The 18,392-nt window shown below is 51.6% G+C and carries 20 protein-coding genes and 1 pseudogene; 7 read left to right on the top strand and 14 right to left on the bottom strand.

All coding sequences use genetic code 11. From position 1 onward, the window contains the following. Window positions 1-17 precede the first annotated feature (17 nt). Window positions 18-896 (bottom strand): U32 family peptidase, encoded by an 879-nt coding sequence (locus AACU19_RS17960; RefSeq protein WP_001296442.1) that lies wholly within the window; start codon window positions 894-896, stop codon window positions 18-20. Between the two features lie 8 nt (window positions 897-904). Continuing rightward, on the bottom strand, window positions 905-1,900 hold the full coding sequence (gene ubiU, locus AACU19_RS17955) for a ubiquinone anaerobic biosynthesis protein UbiU (RefSeq protein WP_001309783.1): 996 nt from the start codon (window positions 1,898-1,900) through the stop codon (window positions 905-907). Window positions 1,901-2,108: 208 nt separating this feature from the next. Between ubiU and ubiT the strand changes: the two genes are divergently transcribed. Both ubiT and AACU19_RS17945 read left to right on the top strand, forming a co-directional pair. Further along, complete coding sequence (gene ubiT, locus AACU19_RS17950; protein ID WP_001295552.1) at window positions 2,109-2,633, top strand: ubiquinone anaerobic biosynthesis accessory factor UbiT; 525 nt, start codon at window positions 2,109-2,111, stop codon at window positions 2,631-2,633. Then, the gene (locus AACU19_RS17945; protein ID WP_000908554.1) at window positions 2,627-3,130 is read left to right on the top strand and encodes a GNAT family N-acetyltransferase; all 504 of its coding nucleotides are present in this window, start codon (window positions 2,627-2,629) and stop codon (window positions 3,128-3,130) included. The genes ubiT and AACU19_RS17945 overlap by 7 nt, the downstream gene beginning before the upstream one ends. On the opposite strand, the gene yhbQ is transcribed toward AACU19_RS17945, so the two are convergent. After that, window positions 3,117-3,419: a DNA damage response exodeoxyribonuclease YhbQ gene (yhbQ, locus tag AACU19_RS17940; protein ID WP_000189315.1), complete on the bottom strand. Its 303-nt coding sequence runs from the start codon at window positions 3,417-3,419 to the stop codon at window positions 3,117-3,119. The two genes, AACU19_RS17945 and yhbQ, sit on opposite strands and share 14 nt — an antisense overlap. A 50-nt stretch (window positions 3,420-3,469) precedes the next feature. Between yhbQ and AACU19_RS17935 the strand changes: the two genes are divergently transcribed. Continuing rightward, window positions 3,470-3,913 (top strand): YhbP family protein, encoded by a 444-nt coding sequence (locus AACU19_RS17935; RefSeq protein ID WP_000449454.1) that lies wholly within the window; start codon window positions 3,470-3,472, stop codon window positions 3,911-3,913. Here AACU19_RS17935 and yhbO read toward each other — a convergent pair. Continuing rightward, complete coding sequence (gene yhbO / locus AACU19_RS17930) at window positions 3,893-4,411, bottom strand: protein/nucleic acid deglycase (protein ID WP_000037614.1); 519 nt, start codon at window positions 4,409-4,411, stop codon at window positions 3,893-3,895. The two genes, AACU19_RS17935 and yhbO, sit on opposite strands and share 21 nt — an antisense overlap. A 127-nt stretch (window positions 4,412-4,538) precedes the next feature. Between yhbO and AACU19_RS17925 the strand changes: the two genes are divergently transcribed. Both AACU19_RS17925 and AACU19_RS17920 read left to right on the top strand, forming a co-directional pair. Next, window positions 4,539-5,174: an NAD(P)H-binding protein gene (locus tag AACU19_RS17925; RefSeq protein WP_001352912.1), complete on the top strand. Its 636-nt coding sequence runs from the start codon at window positions 4,539-4,541 to the stop codon at window positions 5,172-5,174. Window positions 5,175-5,246: 72 nt separating this feature from the next. Beyond that, window positions 5,247-6,287: a permease gene (locus tag AACU19_RS17920; RefSeq protein WP_032185189.1), complete on the top strand. Its 1,041-nt coding sequence runs from the start codon at window positions 5,247-5,249 to the stop codon at window positions 6,285-6,287. 203 nt (window positions 6,288-6,490) lie between these two features. Here AACU19_RS17920 and dolP read toward each other — a convergent pair whose 3' ends face one another. From dolP to lpoA, 4 genes are read right to left on the bottom strand one after another with little or no spacing between them, the layout of a single operon-like run. Further along, window positions 6,491-7,066, bottom strand: a complete 576-nt coding sequence (gene dolP, locus AACU19_RS17915) for a division/outer membrane stress-associated lipid-binding lipoprotein (RefSeq protein ID WP_000646033.1) — start codon at window positions 7,064-7,066, stop codon at window positions 6,491-6,493. A 9-nt stretch (window positions 7,067-7,075) separates the two neighbouring features. Then, window positions 7,076-7,666 carry a DnaA initiator-associating protein DiaA gene (gene diaA / locus AACU19_RS17910; protein WP_001158035.1) on the bottom strand — a complete coding sequence of 197 codons (591 nt, stop codon included), beginning with the start codon at window positions 7,664-7,666 and terminating at the stop codon, window positions 7,076-7,078. A 19-nt stretch (window positions 7,667-7,685) separates the two neighbouring features. Then, window positions 7,686-8,081 carry a YraN family protein gene (locus tag AACU19_RS17905; RefSeq protein ID WP_000246844.1) on the bottom strand — a complete coding sequence of 132 codons (396 nt, stop codon included), beginning with the start codon at window positions 8,079-8,081 and terminating at the stop codon, window positions 7,686-7,688. Then, window positions 8,039-10,075: a penicillin-binding protein activator LpoA gene (gene lpoA / locus AACU19_RS17900; protein WP_105278373.1), complete on the bottom strand. Its 2,037-nt coding sequence runs from the start codon at window positions 10,073-10,075 to the stop codon at window positions 8,039-8,041. Before lpoA ends, AACU19_RS17905 begins: the two co-directional genes overlap by 43 nt. A gap of 64 nt (window positions 10,076-10,139) precedes the next feature. Between lpoA and rsmI the strand changes: the two genes are divergently transcribed. Beyond that, window positions 10,140-11,003: a 16S rRNA (cytidine(1402)-2'-O)-methyltransferase gene (gene rsmI / locus AACU19_RS17895; RefSeq protein ID WP_000809263.1), complete on the top strand. Its 864-nt coding sequence runs from the start codon at window positions 10,140-10,142 to the stop codon at window positions 11,001-11,003. Between the two features lie 109 nt (window positions 11,004-11,112). Here the strand turns inward: rsmI and AACU19_RS17890 are convergent, their stop codons facing one another. Beyond that, window positions 11,113-12,069 (bottom strand): MBL fold metallo-hydrolase, encoded by a 957-nt coding sequence (locus AACU19_RS17890; protein ID WP_032185186.1) that lies wholly within the window; start codon window positions 12,067-12,069, stop codon window positions 11,113-11,115. 81 nt (window positions 12,070-12,150) lie between these two features. On the opposite strand from AACU19_RS17890, the gene AACU19_RS17885 reads away from it, so the two are divergent. Beyond that, window positions 12,151-13,095: a LysR family transcriptional regulator gene (locus AACU19_RS17885; protein WP_032185185.1), complete on the top strand. Its 945-nt coding sequence runs from the start codon at window positions 12,151-12,153 to the stop codon at window positions 13,093-13,095. A 43-nt stretch (window positions 13,096-13,138) separates the two neighbouring features. Here AACU19_RS17885 and AACU19_RS17880 read toward each other — a convergent pair. The 5 genes and pseudogenes from AACU19_RS17880 to AACU19_RS17860 all read right to left on the bottom strand — a co-directional run. Continuing rightward, a pseudogene (locus AACU19_RS17880) lies at window positions 13,139-13,286 on the bottom strand (PTS sugar transporter subunit IIB); the annotation flags it as partial. 91 nt (window positions 13,287-13,377) lie between these two features. Further along, window positions 13,378-14,550 carry a MalY/PatB family protein gene (locus AACU19_RS17875; RefSeq protein WP_105278372.1) on the bottom strand — a complete coding sequence of 391 codons (1,173 nt, stop codon included), beginning with the start codon at window positions 14,548-14,550 and terminating at the stop codon, window positions 13,378-13,380. A gap of 12 nt (window positions 14,551-14,562) precedes the next feature. Then, a complete protein-coding gene (gene malX, locus AACU19_RS17870; RefSeq protein WP_024212024.1) occupies window positions 14,563-16,134 on the bottom strand; it encodes a maltose/glucose-specific PTS transporter subunit IIBC in 1,572 nt (523 codons plus the stop codon). Window positions 16,135-16,271: 137 nt separating this feature from the next. Continuing rightward, on the bottom strand, window positions 16,272-17,129 hold the full coding sequence (gene kbaY / locus AACU19_RS17865) for a tagatose-bisphosphate aldolase subunit KbaY (RefSeq protein ID WP_032185183.1): 858 nt from the start codon (window positions 17,127-17,129) through the stop codon (window positions 16,272-16,274). 12 nt (window positions 17,130-17,141) lie between these two features. Next, complete coding sequence (locus AACU19_RS17860; RefSeq protein ID WP_105278371.1) at window positions 17,142-18,296, bottom strand: AgaS family sugar isomerase; 1,155 nt, start codon at window positions 18,294-18,296, stop codon at window positions 17,142-17,144. Window positions 18,297-18,392: the final 96 nt, after the last annotated feature.

The raw sequence follows: 18,392 nt of genomic DNA, 5'->3' as shown, positions 1-18,392 counted from the left end.
CAAAGTGAGCTATTTGCTTAGGCTTGCAGTTCCAGCCCAGCCAGCCGTCTCCAGTAGCCGTTACAGTCGCTGTTTGCCGTCAACGGGAGTGGTGCAGCACCATTTTCATTAGCGCGGAAGGCGTCGAGCATAGCGAAAGTGTCAGTACCCTGCGGTGACAGGCGGACCACATCAACCAGCCCCTGCATGGATGCCAGCTCGTTACCGAGGTTGTACACGTAGCCGCTCATGGTCTGAATGCCATTGAGCACAAACACTTGTTGGTTTTCCTGCGACAGCACGTTGCGCCCGTTCGGATACTTAATGCAGCAGGTTTCACACTCATCTTTCGGACGATCTTCCGAACGCGCGGTAAAGCAGCGGGCGGAGTAGGCCAGCGGCAGATGACCGTAGCTCAAGACTTCCACTTCAAACTGGTTGCGAATGCCCAGCTCATCGCACTGATTAAGCAGATTCACCAGCCAGTCGCGGGAAAGTTCCACCGGCATACACCAGCGCATCATGCCCTGTTTGAGCAATATTTTCAGCGTCACCGCGTTGTAGCAGTTCAGCGCGTGTCCGGCGACGAACGGCAGTTTGCGCTCAGCGCACATATTCACCACGCCGAGATCGCTGGCTTCAATCAGAAACTCACCGTTCTCAACATAGCGTTTCAGTTCGCCCAGTTCGGAGGATGCCTGCACCAGCGCCAGCGTGGAGAGCACAATCTGCTTGCCACTTCCGGCGAGCGATTTTGCCATCTCCAGCCAGTCGCCAACTTTGGTTGCCCGGCGTTTGCTACAGACCGCTTCACCGAGATAAATCACGTCTGCGCTGCTGGCGGCGGCCTGCTGATAAAAATCTTCCAGCGTCTCTTTTGGCCAGTACCACAGCACCGGCCCTAAGGAATATTTCATTACTTTTCTCACTGCCATTTACGGTGATACGCGCCAAGAGTGGTTTGTGTGCCTTCGGACATCGACCCGAGCGTCTCCATCCACGCGCTTTGCGGCACGAAGTTTTGCGGATCGGCCTTACAACGGTCGATAGCCTGACGCCAGACTTTCGCTACCTGGCTGACATACGCAGGGCTACGCTGGCGGCCTTCAATTTTCACCGAAGCGATATTCGCCGCCATTAACTCTGGCAGTAGCTCAAGGGTATTGAGACTGGTTGGTTCTTCCAGCGCATGATAGCGCTCGCCGTCCACCAGATAACGCCCTTTACACAGCGTCGGATAACCTGCGTTTTCGCCGTCCTGATAACGGTCGATCAGCACTTCGTTCAGGCGGGATTCCAGCCCCTGTGGCGTTTGCTGCCAGCGCACGAAACGGGCCGGAGAACATGCCCCCACGGTGTTGGGCGACTCACCCGTCAGATACGACGACAGATAGCAACGACCTTCCGACATAATGCACAGACTGCCGAAAGCGAACACTTCCAGCGGTACAGGCGTGACCCGCGCCAGTTGTTTCACCTGATGAATCGACAACACGCGCGGCAGCACCACGCGGGCAACGTCAAAATGGCGATGATAAAAGTGAATCGCCTCTTCATTGGTCGCCGAAGCCTGCACTGACACATGACGCTCAATATGCGGGTAACGCTCGGCGGCGTACTCCAGCATGGCGAGGTCGGCGAGAATCAGCGCGTCGGCACCCAGCTGCGCCGCCATATCCACGGCGCGCTGCCAGCGGGCGTAACCGTCCGGATGCGCAAAAGTGTTAATCGCGATGTGAAGTTTGCGGCGATGTTGATGGACAAAACTCACCGCTTCCTGCAATTTTTTCTCGGTAAAGTTAAGGCCGGCGAAGTGACGGGCATTGGTATCATCTTTTAGCCCGATATAAACAGCATCTGCGCCGTTTTCGATGGCCGCCTTAAGCGCCGGGAGATTTCCGGCAGGGCAGAGCAGCTCCATAATTTTTCCTGAAGGGTGCGCTATCAAAGCGCAAAAATGTTAACGAACTGGGATTTTAGTTAACCTTGCTGCGACAATTTTTGATTTAAGGCAGTTAAAGTTGTATTGGTGGTAGCAGCAATTTCATATGGAATTGTTGATTTATACCGCTATGTTATTTTTCTGATATGGCAAAATAGGATGATTGTTGAAACAGGGAGTAAAACTCGTGTTGGATAAACTGCGTTCCCGTATTGTGCATTTGGGGCCATCTCTGTTGAGTGTACCGGTAAAACTGACGCCATTTGCGCTAAAACGCCAGGTTCTTGAGCAGGTCTTAAGCTGGCAATTCCGCCAGGCGCTGGATGATGGCGAGCTGGAGTTTCTTGAAGGGCGCTGGTTAAGTATTCATGTGCGTGATATTGACCTGCAATGGTTTACCTCGGTGGTGAATGGCAAACTGGTCGTTAGCCAGAACGCGCAAGCTGATGTGAGTTTTAGTGCCGACGCCAGCGATCTGCTGATGATTGCGGCGCGTAAACAGGATCCGGACACGCTCTTCTTCCAGCGTCGGCTGGTGATTGAAGGCGATACGGAGCTGGGGTTATATGTGAAAAACCTGATGGACGCCATTGAACTGGAGCAAATGCCGAAAGCCTTACGCATGATGCTGCTGCAACTGGCGGATTTTGTTGAGGCGGGAATGAAAACCGCGCCTGAAACCAAACAGACATCGGTAGGTGAACCATGCTAATTCGAGTAGAAATTCCCATTGATGCGCCGGGTATTGATGCCCTGCTGCGTCGTTCATTCGAAAGCGATGCGGAAGCGAAGCTGGTTCACGATCTGCGTGAAGATGGCTTTCTGACGCTGGGGCTGGTGGCGACAGATGACGAAGGTCAGGTCATTGGCTATGTGGCATTTAGTCCGGTTGATGTGCAGGGCGAAGACCTGCAATGGGTCGGCATGGCACCGCTGGCGGTAGATGAAAAATACCGTGGACAGGGGCTGGCACGCCAACTGGTCTATGAAGGACTCGATTCGCTTAATGAGTTCGGCTATGCCGCAGTGGTGACGCTGGGCGATCCGGCGCTGTACAGTCGTTTCGGCTTTGAGCTGGCGGCGCATCACGATCTGCGTTGTCGCTGGCCGGGCACTGAAAGCGCCTTCCAGGTACATCGTTTAGCGGATGACGCGCTGAACGGCGTAACCGGTCTGGTTGAGTATCACGAGCACTTCAATCGCTTTTAATCTTTGGGGTTTGCAGGCTGCTCAACAGTTCTGCAAACCCTGCGCCTTCCGCTACCAGACGTTCTTTTTGCCGTTTGGTCAGTTGTTTAACGCGATATTCCGCCCGTAGTGCCAGCGAACGGTCGCCCACTGGCGCGGAAAATGCCAGCGTCAGTTCACCTTTCCCACGCAGTGCTTTTGCGCCTTTGCCGCTTTGATGTTGCTGATAGCGGCGTTCGACATCCGTGGTGATCCCGGTATAAAGCTTATTGTCGGCGGTACGGATCAAGTAAAGAAACCAGGGTGTCATCGTCTGCGTCACATGTTAAGGTCAGGCCCACAGTATAAAAGAGAACAGCTATGGAAACACTCACCGCCATCAGCCGTTGGCTGGCAAAACAACATGTTGTCACCTGGTGTGTGCAGCAGGAAGGGGAATTGTGGTGCGCCAATGCCTTTTATCTTTTTGATGCACAGAAAGTTGCCTTCTACATTTTGACGGAGGAAAAAACGCGTCACGCGCAGATGAGTGGGCCGCAGGCGGCAGTTGCTGGAACGGTAAACGGTCAGCCGAAAACGGTAGCGTTAATTCGCGGCGTGCAGTTTAAAGGTGAGATCCGCAGACTGGAAGGTGAGGAAAGCGACCTTGCGCGTAAGGCGTATAATCGTCGCTTTCCGGTTGCCAGAATGCTGTCGGCGCCGGTGTGGGAAATCCGGCTTGATGAAATCAAATTCACTGACAACACGCTGGGCTTTGGTAAAAAAATGATTTGGCTACGTAGCTCAGGCACCGAGCAGGCGTAACGCCTCGCGGTTAAACGCGGGCAAATCGTCCGGTGTCCGACTGGTAACCAGCTGATCTTTATCGACCACGACTTCCTGATCGTAAAATTCCGCGCCCGCGTTTTTAACATCAATCACAATCGGTTTAACCGCGGTCAGTTTGCGTCCCCGAATCACATCGGCGCTGATCAGCAGCTGCGGACCGTGGCAAATGGCAAACACCGGTTTGCCGCTATTCACAAAATCACGGGTAAAGGTGACAAAACGGTTGTCGCCACGCAGATAATCCGGTGAATGGCCGCCCGGTAGCAGCAGGGCATCAAACTCGGCTGGCGTCACTTCATCGATGGATTTATCGATGGTCACGCTGGCTTCTCCTTTTTTCCCTTTCACCGTTTTACCCGCTTGTTTTTCAATGGTAATCACTTCGTGTCCGGCTTTACGGAACTCGTCTGCGGGTGAAGTAAATTCTGAATCCTCAAATTCATCAGTGATTAAAACGGCAATTTTCTTACTCATGCTTCCTCCGCGTTGTTGCATTGGATGAGGCGAATTTCTCACAATCGGGGATAATTACCTCATGGTCTATTAAGCCTGGTGCATGAGCCGGGGAGCGCAAGGCAGACAATTCTGTAAAGGAGCGAAGATGAGTCAGGTACTGATTACAGGCGCAACGGGGCTGGTGGGCGGTCACCTGCTGCGGATGTTGATTAACGAACCGAAAGTTAACGCTATTGCTGCACCGACGCGACGTCCGTTGGGAGATATGCCGGGGGTGTTTAATCCCCATGATCCGCAACTGACCGACGCGCTGGCACAGGTCACCGATCCCATCGACATTGTGTTTTGTTGTCTCGGCACCACGCGGCGGGAAGCGGGGAGCAAAGAAGCGTTTATTCATGCCGATTACACGCTGGTTGTGGATACCGCATTAACCGGACGGCGACTGGGTGCTCAGCATATGCTGGTAGTCAGTGCTATGGGGGCCAATCCCCACTCGCCGTTTTTCTATAACCGCGTCAAAGGGGAGATGGAAGAAGCGTTAATCGCCCAGAACTGGCCGAAACTGACCATTGCCCGTCCGTCGATGTTGCTGGGCGATCGCAGCAAGCAGCGGATGAACGAAACGCTTTTTGCACCGTTGTTTCGTCTGCTACCGGGTAACTGGAAATCCATTGATGCGCGAGACGTGGCGCGGGTCATGCTGGCAGAGGCGATGCGGCCTGAGCATGAAGGTGTGACTATTTTAAGCTCTTCAGAATTACGCAAAAGAGCTGAATAATTATTCCCAAGAATTGATAGTGAGCGTAATATTCACGCGCTTAATTATCATAATTTATTCCTGGGGAATGCTATGACTGGTCAGTCTTCATCTCAGGCGGCAACGCCCATTCAGTGGTGGAAACCCGCGCTTTTCTTTCTCGTTGTCATTGCTGGTCTCTGGTATGTGAAATGGCAACCTTACTACGGCAAAGCGTTTACCGCCGCCGAAACTCACAACATCGGTAAATCAATACTCTCACAGGCGGATGCTAATCCGTGGCAGGCGGCGTTGGATTACGCGATGGTCTATTTCCTCGCGGTATGGAAAGCGGCGGTGCTGGGAGTGATCCTCGGGTCGTTGATTCAGGTGCTGATCCCTCGTGACTGGCTGCTACGCACGCTTGGGCAATCGCGCTTTCGCGGCACGCTGCTGGGAACGCTGTTTTCGCTGCCGGGCATGATGTGTACTTGCTGTGCGGCACCGGTCGCGGCGGGGATGCGTCGTCAACAGGTGTCGATGGGCGGGGCGCTGGCATTCTGGATGGGCAATCCGCTGTTAAATCCGGCGACGCTGGTGTTTATGGGTTTTGTCCTCGGCTGGGGCTTTGCGGCGATTCGTCTGGTGGCGGGGCTGGTGATGGTGTTGCTGATTGCGACGCTGGTGCAAAAATGGGTGCGTGAAACACCGCAAACGCAGGCTCCGGTCGAAATTGACATGCCGGAAGTGCAGGGCGGATTTTTTAGCCGCTGGGGCAGGGCGCTATGGACGCTTTTCTGGAGTACGATCCCGGTATATATCCTTGCCGTACTGGCGTTGGGTGCCGCTCGCGTCTGGTTATTCCCCCATGCCGATGGTGCTGTCGATAACAGCCTGATGTGGGTGATTGCGATGGCGGTAGCGGGATGCTTGTTTGTCATTCCCACGGCAGCAGAAATTCCGATTGTACAAACGATGATGCTGGCAGGTATGGGAACCGCTCCGGCGCTGGCATTGTTGATGACGCTTCCTGCTGTAAGTTTGCCGTCGCTGATAATGTTACGTAAAGCGTTCCCGGCGAAAGCCTTATGGCTGACGGGGGCGATGGTGGCGGTGTCTGGTGTGATTGTCGGCGGGCTGGCGCTGTTGTTCTGATTTGAGGGAAAACATGTCGGATGCGGCGTAAACGCCTTATCCGACCTACGGTTTGCATCGTTGCAGGCCTGATAAGACGCGGCAAGCGTCGCATCAGGCAACGGCAGTCGGATGCGGCGCAGGCGCCTTATTCGACCTACGGTTTGTGTCGTGTAGGCCTGATAAGACGCGGCAAGCGTCGCATCAGGCATTACAAGACGTTGTTATTTAATGAACGTAAACGCCGTGGTTACCCGCTTCACGCCGCTTACCCGGCTGGCAATATCTGCCGCCGCTTTCGCTTCACGTTCAGTCACCAGCCCCATCAGGAACACTTCACCGTTTTCGGTGGTCACTTTCACGTTGGACGATTTCACCAGATCGCTGGTTAACAGCTGCGAACGCACTTTGGTGGTGATCCACGTATCGTTAGACGCTTCGCCCAGACCAATCGGCTGGCCCTGACGAATCTCGTTATACACTTCGTTGGCACCGTCTACGCCCATAGCAATCTGTTTGGCGCGAGCCGAAAGTTCAGCATTTGGTGACTGCCCAACCAGCAGCACTTTGCCCTGATAGGCCGTTACATTAATGCGTGCTTCTTTCTTGATTTGTTCGTCTTTCGACAATGCGCTGTTCACGCGCACTTCCAGGGTACCATCGTCCACCTGGGTGCCGACACTGCGTGGGTCAGTTGCGGCTTTTGTACCCACAGCCGCGGTGCCCACTACGGCGGCAGCAACGCAACCTTGCAACAGCAGTGCGGAAATAAGGACTGCGATTGGCGATAATGCCTTCATGTATTCTCCTTAAACATCCTGGTGAGGGAAAAGCGTGTTATCGATCAGATCGCACAAGCAATTTACCGTCAGCATATGCATTTCCTGAATGCGAGCACTACGATGCGAAGGAATGCGGATCTCCACATCCTGTGGCCCTAACAACCCTGCAAGTTCACCGCCGTCATAGCCAGTCAATGCCACAATGGTCATATCACGCGTAACAGCAGCTTCTACTGCTTTTACGATATCGCGGCTGTTGCCACGGGTGGAAATGGCTAACAACACATCTCCCGCATGCCCCAGCGCCCGCACTTGTTTTGCATACACTTCATCATGTAAGCGATCGTTGGCAATCGCCGTTAAGACAACATTATCAGTATTTAGTGCAATGGCAGGTAAGCTGGGCCGCTCCGTTTCGAATCGGTTGATCATGCTGGCAGCAAAATGCTGTGCGTTGGCAGCGGAAGTTCCATTACCACAACAGAGGATTTTGTTGCCATTGAGCAGAGACTGAACCAGCGTCATGGCTGCACGGGAGATGGCATCCGGAAGCGCCTCTGCTGCCGCAATTTGAGTTTGAATGCTTTCAGTGAAGCAAGCTTTAATTCGTTCTTGCACGCTAATCCTTAAACCTTAATTATGAGTGGTCATTAAAGGCATCCTTAATCCACTCAACTTCATTCCCGGTGAAGGCTACCACATCGAACCGGCAATCCACAGTATCAAAACTCCCATTATGACGCGCGAGCCACAAGCGGGCAGTCTGTAATAATTTGTGTTGTTTGCTGCGGGTCACACTGGCTGCCGCACCACCGTAAAGGGCTGAGCGGCGGTAACGCACCTCGACAAAAACGGTGGTCCTGCCTTCACGCATTATCAGATCGATCTCGCCGCCACGCTCGTTCACGTTAGCGGCGACAAACCGCAGTCCTTTGCTCTCCAGCCAGCGACGCGCTTGTGCTTCCCACGCATCGCCGGTCTGTTTAGTGGTTAACTGGCGGGGACTACCTGACCTTGTTGGTACTGTAGCCATGATAACTTCCTGTTAATTACGCAATCCGGGTTAGCCGTCAGACTTCCGGTATTACCGTTGATTTCGAAACCCTGAACCTGGCGCATCTGTGAGAAATGATTTGCCAACGACCAGGCATCAACGCCCATCGCATACATGCGAGCCAGCGAATAATCGTTATTCACCGCACTGAGCGCCTGCTGCATTAATGGCAGATTACCGCCTGCCAGCATCGGGATTTCGCTATATTGCAAACCTTCCATTTCCAGACGGAAATCCGGACCCGCGGTGCCTTGTGCGCTTCGGGAGCTTGCGTACAGCGTTGCACCGCTCTGGCTACCGTTACGCATGGCGATCATCGGTTTGATAAAAGCGATTTCGCCCGGCGTTGCCACAATGTACACCGCATCGACACGGCCGCCATTATTGGTGAACTGGTCATCGGTTGGTGTGGTTTGCAGCGTTGGATTGTTGGTCGTTATGCCTGAGTCGGTTGTCGCTCTGGGAGTAATCGGGCTACCGGTTAAAGCGATACCAGAACCACCGTTAACTCCCGCGCGTAATTCGCTGGTGGAACCAAATTTTTGTTGCAGAACGGTGCCGCCGCCCAGCTTCTGCCACTCTTGCGCAAATGCATTGGCTACGCGATCGCCCAATGAACTGCGTGGGATCAGCACCAGCGGCGCTTGTTTACCCTGGTCACGAATATGACGCGCTGCATCGCGCGCTTCGTCTTCCGGTGAAAGCGCGAAGTAACAAATATTGACGCGGTTTTCGATATTCTCCGGCTGGTTCAGTGCCAGCACGTTCAGCGGGGTGTTGCTCTTCAGCAATTCTTCAACGTTATTTTTCAGCAACGGACCGACCACAATACTCGCGCCATCCTGCTGAACCTGGTTGAGGATCTGGCTAAGCGGTTGTGATGAGGTATCATAAATTTTCAGCTCTGCGGATGGATTCGCGGGGGCGCTTACCGCCGCAGTGCTTGCCGCCGGGGCGCTTACAGGCACTGGTTGAGCCGCGGTTTCTTCGCCTGTCAGATCGCTAACCGAGGCTTGTGCCGGGCTGGCAACGCCATCCACGGTTTGCGGCTGAGGTTGTTCTGCTACGTCTGCGGCAGGTGCGGCAGCTACCTGAGCCGCCACTGGCTGAGTGCCGATATTTTTTGCCGCTTCAAAGCCTTGCTGAATAGTGCGACCAAATACCGCTGCCTGGCCATTCAGTGGCAACAGCAGGGCGATTTTGTTGGTCGATGCGGGTTTAAACGCTTTTACGTTTACCAACTGCGTAGGCAGCATTTTCGCGCCCGGGTTGTTCGGATAACGTTTCTGCCAGTCGGCGATCCCAGCTTTCATCATGTCGGGATCGTTACGGTTATCAAACCAGACGCGCTGCAGGTCAAGCCAGCCTTGCAGAATATTTTCGTCGGCGTTGATCACCAGCGTATTCGCCTGGTCCTGAGTCATGGAGGAGAGTGCCTGCCATGTAGCATCAATATTCTGTTGCTTTTCTTTCGCGCCGAGCAGGGGTTCCTGAGCAATTAAGGCGCGCAGTAAATCAATGGAAGGACGCCCCTGACTGGCATCGATTTTTGCCTGCCAGTAACGCGCCTGCTGGTATTGATCTAAATCGGCAGGTGTGATTTTCGCCAGCAGGGTTTGTGCGCCAGCAAAATCTTTCTGCGCCAGCTTAATTTCTACTGCCAGAAGAGTTTTCTCGCGACGCTGGTAATCGTCCAGTTCCTGCGGCAGTTGGTTAAACAGCTCCACCGCCTGCCCGGTTTTACCTTCTTTCACCAGTGCACGAATGGCGAGTAATTGCCAGTTGATCCTGGTATCATCAGCGCTTTGCTGCATCTGCTGAAGATAAAAGGCAGAATCAGCCTGCGCCGTGCCCTGCATATAGGCAGTGGACTGATCGGGAGTATGGGTGCCACAACCGGCGAAAATCAGGGCTGCCAGAACAACAGGCAGACAACGCGCGGCTTTCAAACGAGAAAATGTTGAGGGTACCATAATGTATCCAGTGATATTTTTTTTACGCAATGCTCAATATTAAATCGGCAATACGGACGACACAATGAAACAACACCAATCGGCGGATAATTCTCAGGGCCAGCTTTACATTGTACCGACGCCAATCGGCAATCTGGCGGATATCACCCAGCGTGCGTTAGAGGTATTACAGGCCGTTGATCTGATTGCCGCCGAGGATACTCGTCACACCGGTTTATTGCTGCAACATTTTGGGATTAATGCCCGGTTGTTTGCGCTGCACGACCATAACGAACAACAGAAAGCCGAAACGTTACTGGCGAAGCTGCAAGAGGGGCAAAACATTGCGCTGGTTTCCGATGCCGGAACGCCGCTAATTAACGATCCTGGCTACCATCTGGTGCGTACCTGCCGTGAAGCGGGCATTCGCGTGGTGCCGCTACCTGGACCGTGTGCTGCTATCACTGCTTTAAGCGCCGCGGGTTTACCATCCGATCGTTTTTGTTATGAAGGCTTTTTACCTGCCAAATCAAAAGGCCGCCGTGATGCGCTAAAAGCCATTGAAGCGGAGCCGCGCACGCTGATTTTTTATGAATCCACCCACCGTCTGTTAGATAGCCTGGAAGATATCGTTGCTGTGCTGGGTGAGTCCCGTTACGTGGTGCTGGCGCGTGAGCTCACCAAAACCTGGGAAACCATTCACGGCGCGCCCGTTGGCGAGCTGCTGGCGTGGGTAAAAGAAGATGAAAACCGTCGCAAAGGCGAAATGGTGCTGATTGTTGAAGGCCATAAAGCGCAGGAAGAAGACTTACCCGCCGATGCCCTGCGCACGCTGGCGCTGTTGCAGGCAGAACTGCCGCTGAAAAAAGCGGCGGCGCTGGCAGCAGAAATTCACGGCGTGAAGAAAAATGCGCTGTATAAGTATGCGCTGGAACAGCAGGGGGAGTGATATCTCTCCGTGGCCCCGTTTGAAGAACCCAGGGGCCGCCTGCTAAACAATCAGTCTTTTTAGTGAATACCGCCGTAAATCCTCGCTCTGTGCGGACTGACCTCTTAAATCAGGGGGCTAGTTGCGTGGTATAGTTGGCAGCGACCCAACGATAACCCTTGCTGTCGCTTTTAACATGCCCCAGGCCAGGGAATGAGATATGGGCAGCTGCCACCCAGTAACCACCCTGAGCCGCATGTTTTAATACTCGCTCACGGGTTTTTACCGCTTGCTTTTGATCCACATCGAAATGTATCGCCACGTGAGGATCCGGCATCTGCACTGCTTTGGCATGAATAATATCGCCCCACAACACTAGCGTTTGGCCTTCACTCTCCACTGTGTACATCACGCTACCAGGTGTATGGCCGGCCGTTGAGGTGGCTGCAATGCCTGCAAATACCGTTGCCGGTGCGATAAAGGTCTTCAGCTGACCTGCGTTGATCACTGGGTGGATGGTCTGCTCCGATTCGACAAAGGTGTGCTTCTGACTATCTTCTACTTTCGAGGCATTCGCCGGATTAAGCCAGAAATCCGCATCTTTCTGCTCAACGAATATCTGGGCGTTAGGGAAAGCTGGTTTGCCCTGACGGGAGATGCCACCAGAGTGGTCGGCATGAATATGCGTCAGCAGCACGGCATCAATGGTTTCAGCCGGATAGCCAGCAGCTGCCAGGTTCTCAAGCAGTTGGCCTCCATTGTTGCCAAACAGATCGCCCGCACCGGCATCAACCAACACGCGTTGCTGGCCATTATCAATAACAAATGCATTGATTGAAGTCTCCGTATGGGGTGTCAGAGAATCCTTTGCCAGTTGCTGGCGCAGTTTATCGGCAGAAATGTGGGTGAGTAATTTATCTAGCGGAATTGTCACCGTGCCGTCGGAGACGGCGGTAATACGTAGTTTGCCCAATATCATGCGGTAATAGCCCGGTGCTTGTGTATCAGGAGGGGGCACAGGTATAGGCGTTGCTAACGCATGTACGGAGAGTACCAATGAGGTCATCAGAGTCAGCAAAAGTTTCATTCTATCCTCGATAAGTTCTGTTATTACAGTACGGGCACCAGTATCCTTTTGCGAATAACATCATTCAAATTGATTAATATAATGAACTCTATCAGAGAAAATGATTTAAACCGGGTCGACCTCAACCTGCTAATCGTGCTCCTGGTGCTACATCGAGAGGGGAGCGTTTCACGTGCAGCCAACAAGTTACACTTGGGGCAGCCAGCAGTCAGTGGCGCGCTGGCACGGCTGAGAGAAATGTTTAACGACCCGTTATTTGTGCGCACGGCAAAGGGGATGGCACCGACACCACGTGCACAAGCTCTGGTTACGGCACTACTGCCGGTGATGGATCAAATCCAGCAGGTGATTTTTCAAAGGCCGGTTTTTACCCCAGAACAGGATCAGCATACGTTTCGCCTGGGGATGAGTGACTGGGTCGAACGCTGGCTGATGCCTGGAATGATGGCAGATATAGCCCAAATGGCACCCGGGATTCGTTTACAAGTCACGGCATCTGATCCTTTCCAGGATGGCGAAAAAGTGCAACAGGATAAGGTAGACGTAGCAATCTCCGTCGTGGAGCAGGTGCCCGCTGGAGTGGAACGAGAAGTGATCACTCAAATGGGGTTTTGCACGATGTGGCATCCGCTCCAGTTATCCTTCACTTCACCGTTAAGCCTTGATGTATATACTGACACCGATCATCTTTTGGTCTCTTATCGCGGTGCCAGCAGTAGTTCTATCGATCTGATTTTGGCTGACTGCGGGCGTAAAAGGGAAGTGCGTTACGTCACGCCAAATTTTTCATCATTACCGTTGATGTTGAGAGAGATACCGGCTTTAGCGACCGTACCGCAGGGGCTGGCAGAAGGCTGGGTAGCCGATTATGGGTTGCAATTTGCCGATGTCCCACTCGAGGTGCCTGCTTTTACACTCTCTCTACTCTGGAATAAGCGGCGTAATAATGATGAGGCGCTGCGGTGGTTACTGGAGAAATTACGTGCACGAATGCAGGGCTGGGAGATGTATTCAGAATGCGTTTGAAAACGTAAAAATGTGAACATGAAATAAGGCCTTGCTAAATTAAATAATTCCTGTTGAATATTATCGTCAGCGACAACATCATCCACGACTACCAGCAGATTCGCACCGATGGTGGAAGTTCAGCTCACGCCAACCTGGCCATGAACCAGACGGTTATCAATACGGGTTAAGAGAATATTGAGTAATGTCATAGTATTATCTCCTGTTATCCTTGTCGCCTTTCATTTTTCGGTCCTTCGGCGGCAATAAAAAAGGCAGATAATTAATTATCTGCCCTGTGGTTTATGCGATTTTTTGCATCCTTTCTAATGCTTGTTCAAGCCAGTATCTTTGGGTGCCGAAGTTTAAACGTAAGTAGTTTTCACCGTTTTGCACATAATGGCTGCCATCTTCAATAATGACTCCAGCGTTGCGGGCAAAATGATTGACCCATTCTGTCGCGGAGCGTCCACTTTCACTGACATCAACCCATGCCAGATATGACGATTCTGGTGTCATCATTTTCCATTCAGGAAAATGCGTCTTGAGGGCATCATTAAGCCAGTGGGAGTTATTGCGTAAATAGATATTTAATGCATCCAGCCACGGTCTTGCATGCTGATAAGCCAGTGTAATTCCCCAAACGCCAAAAATATTCGGCGAAGTGATTGAGTTCATTTCCAGTCTCTGGCGAAAACGCTGCCTCAATCCTTTATTCGGAATGACTGAGTAAGATGTTTTCAGTCCCCCCAGGTTAAAGGCTTTATTTGGTGATGTTAGCAGGACCAGATTATCGTGATCGGCACATCCGGGAGCCAGGCAACTGACAAACTCACCTTCGAGCAGATGCTCGGCATGGACTTCATCCACGACCAGAATGACGCCGTAACGTTTACATAAGTCCGAAACCTGGCGAATCTCGTCTGCCGCCCAGATTCGCCCGGAAGGGTTATGTGGAGAGCAGAAAAACCATAGTTTGGGTTTATGAAGTTTAAGCTGATCTTCAACTAGCGAAAAATCCAGTTGATAACGGTTATCCACAACGCTTAACGGATTTGCCAGCACTTTAACCCCCTGGCGCTCTGTTGCCATTGCAAAAGGGTCATAGACTGGCGTATTCATCATGACGCTATCGCCCGACTGGCAGAACGCCTGAACCATATAGTGCAGTGTGGAGACCGTACCATAGGTCAGAGTGATCCAATCCCGCTCGATACTTACGTGGTGACGATCGCGCTGGAAGCCTATCACGGCGTCATAAAACTCATTAAAGGCGTAGGTGTAGCCAAACGTTCCGTGCTCAACAATCCTTTGAAAACCGTCAATTACCGCTGGTGGCGAAGTAAAATCCATATCAGCAATCCAAAGAGGGATGAAATCTTCTGCAACCGCACCGAAGCGTGAGCAGACAAACTGATGATCCCATTTGCGGCATTTGTCGCTTTTATGCTCGATAATTTTATCGAAATCGAACATTTTCAACTCCTGTTAAATTAAAGCTTCAATGCCCGTTTTCACACTTTGAACTTGCGGGCCAATAATTACCTGCACACTGTGAGCATCCAGTACAACCACCGACAGGGCACCTGCATTCTTTAATGCGGCTTGATCCACTTTCGACATATCTTTCACCACCAAACGCAAACGAGTAATACAGTTATCAAGTGAATCAATATTTTCTTTTCCGCCAAGTGCACTCAAAATCACAGCATGATCGTATTTAGATTTACCTCGTGCTTTTGAATTTGCTGCAACAGCCTGCGCTGCATCATCAGATGAGTCTTCACGGCCCGGGGTTTTAATATCATGCTTAAGGATGTACCAACGGAAAACAAAGAAATAAACAGCAAACCAAACAATACCCACCGGAAGTATTAAATACCATTTAGTAGAAGTACCCTGCATAATACCAAATATTAATAGGTCCAAAATCCCGCCATCAGTATTACCGATAGTCACGCCCAGGATTGCCATAACCATTAAGGCCAGACCGGACATGATAATATGGAATATATATAACGCAGGAGCAATAAAGAGGAATAAAAACTCAATTGGTTCAGAAATGCCAGTAACAACAGATACTAATACGCCTGAAAGCAGTAAGCCTTTAATTACAGGACGATTTTCTGGTTTGGCTGTACGATAAATTGCGTAAGCCACAGCAGGCAAACCAAACATAAAGGTTGGCATAAAGCCTTGGGATAAAAACGCAGTAACATGTGGGCTAAAGGGAAGACCGGCTTTTAATTCTGCATAGAAAATATTGAGTGCTCCGGCGACTTCATGACCGTCGACAATTTCTGTACCACCCGCAGGTGTGAAGCGAACCATTGCCAGCAAGATATGATGTAGCCCGAAAGGCTTAAGCAAAAGCACACCAACGCCATAAAGGAACGGGCCGAATACGCTGGTACTTTGAATAATGTGGCCAATACCCGCAATACCCATTGCAACATAGGTCCAGAGCAAAGGAATGGCCAGGCCGACTAATGATAATGTTAGCGAAGTGATGATGGGTACGAAGCGGATACCGCTAAAGAAGGCAAAGGCATCATGTAATACAGTATCCTGAAAACGTTCGTGGAGAAAATAAGTTATTACCCCGGCGATGATGCCACCTAAAACGCCCATCTCTAAGGTTTGAATACCTAATACTACAGATTGACCAACCTGCTTCATCGTTGCGGCATCGGCAAGTTGATGGGTAACAGTGAGATAATAATTAATACTCATGTTCATTAGCATATAGCCAACAAAACCTGAATATGCGCCTACTGCTTTATTTCTCTTTGCCATTCCTAATGGAATTGCAATAGCAAACATAATAGGTAGATAAGTAAATGCAAAGCCACCTACCATTGCAATAAAGCCAAATGTAAGTTGGGTAAGCTCACCACCTAAAAAGGGGAAGTTATTAATTGTTGAGGGGCTGGTTACTGAACTACCTATACCTAACAGAAGACCCATAAAAGCGAGTAATGATACTGGGAACATAAATGTTTTCCCTAAACTTTGGAAAAACTCCCAGACCCGTGACTTTATAGACTTTTCCTGTGTCATTTAATAGACTCCTTGATTTTTATAAGCATAATTTCAAGGTCATGAAAAAGTAATCATGACCTTTGATATTTGTGAGGTAAGTTGTTTTTTATTGTCTGAGTACAGCTGCTAAGAAACTGTTATTCACATATTTTTAATTACCGTAACCTTTTGTAGGAACCACAGACATTAATTTTATTTCTGACAACTTCTTTCATCGCATCCATACCGACGCGCATATAATAACGAGGATCATTACCCTGTGGATTTTCCGCAAACCAGGCTTTAACCGCGCCGGCGAAGGCTATTTTTAATTCTGTGGCAACGTTTACTTTTGTGACGCCAAGTTCAATAGTGCGGCGGACAAATTCATCCGGAACATCGCTGGCACCATGCAGCACCAGAGGAACATCCACCACTTCACGAATTTCCGCCAGCCGCTGGAAATCAATCTTCGGCGTTTTGCTGTATAAGCCGTGCGCCGTACCAATCGCTACCGCCAGGCTGTCGACGCCAGTCAGTTCGACAAAGCGTTTAGCTTCTTGTGGATCGGTCAGGAATGCACTTTCGGCGTCAACGCTCATGTCATCTTCAACACCGCCCAGGCGGCCCAGTTCTGCTTCCACGCTGCAATCCTGTGAGTGGCAGAAGTCGACAACCGATTTCACCAGCTTCACGTTCTCGTCAAACGGGAAGTGGCTGCCGTCGATCATCGCACTGCGCACGCCTGCGTGGACTTTACGGCGAATATCATCCAGCGATTCGTGGTGGTCGAGATGCAGCGCCAGTGGCATGTTGTAGGTTGTGGAATAGGCACTACACAGGGCGTAGATCTCTTCCAGCGCGATATGTTTAAAGGTCCCCGGCGTCCCGGCGAGGATCACCGGCGATCGCATTTCACTGCACACTTCGAGGATCGCCTGGATCGTCTCGGCGTTATGAATGTTAAAAGCAGGCACCGCGTAGCCATTGGCCTGGGCGTCCTGTAACAGATATTTGGTGGAGATAATGCTCATAATGCGATCCTCTTATGCCTGCCACGGATGAATGATTACGCCTTGCACCACACGGTTAACGGTGCCGCTGGCTGATGGGGTATCCGGCGTATTGCCCATGTGCAGCGACTGCATCAGTGCAAACGTCTGGGCGTACATCAGGAAGCAAAATGCCTGCTCAACGTCGATAAAGTGACGTGACGGCGGCAGGATGATATGTGGACCGGCGGTAATAACGTCGTTGCCTTCCGCGGCGATGGCGATTACGCGCATTGCCTGGTTGTCACGGCGGAGTTCTGCCAGCAGATCAAGATCATACTGACGCGTATAGGGGTGGCTGGAGACAAACACCACCACCAGCGTTTCGTTATCGACCAGCGATTTCGGGCCATGACGGAATCCGGTCGGGGAATCATAAAAGGCCGCCAGTTTACCCGCCGTCAGTTCCAGTACTTTCAGCGCCGACTCGCGTGCTGCACCCTGTAATCCACCACTGCCGAGATAAACGATCCGTTTCCACGGTGCGTAACCAAACACACCTTCGCTGAAATCGCCCAGTGAGGTCAGGATCGCCTGGCAACGATCCGCTACGTCGCGGAAGGTCTGGCTATTGATTGTCTCAGGTGCGAAAACCGCGAGGCAGCTGGCCATCATAGTGGTAATGCTGCTTGTCATCGCAAAGCCGCGATCGTGCGTTTCTGCGGGCATCAGCAGGGCAAACGCGTTGTCGCTGTTGATCGCGTTTTGGTAAAGAGCGCCCGCTTCGTTGCAGGTGATCGGCAGGTGATAGCATTCCGGTACAAACTGATTCGCCAGTTCCACGGCGGCGACGCTTTCCGGGCTGTTGCCAGATCGACCGAAGGAGATCATCAGCAGCGGATGAGCTGGATTCAGGTAGTCCATCGGATTAGTGACCAGATCGGTGGTTGGTACGGCGCTGACGTTTTTGCCGGTATGGCTGGCAAGCCATGGCGCGATGATGTCACCGATAAATGCCGAGGTTCCGGCTCCGGTCAGAATGATCCGCAGATTCTCTTTGCGCAGTAACGGTTCAAGGAAGTTATTGAGAGCTGTACGTAACGCGTCGATGTTGGTGAGTGAACGGATCCATGCGCGAGGCTGATGGCGGATCTCTTCTTCAGTCCATGTGCCGGTGGTGGCGGCCGCTGGGGTGTAATTTTCTGGCATAACTCAATCCTTAGTTTGATGAACTTGACTTCCGGCATTGCAGGTTTCGCTTGCCTTTCGTTTCATTTCACTTGGTGATTCGTTTCGTTGATTAAA

Source organism: Escherichia sp. MOD1-EC4550, assembly GCF_963876935.1.
GTDB classification, from domain to species: Bacteria; Pseudomonadota; Gammaproteobacteria; order Enterobacterales; family Enterobacteriaceae; genus Escherichia; species Escherichia coli_F.
This window is presented reverse-complemented; position numbering and strand designations above follow the sequence as displayed.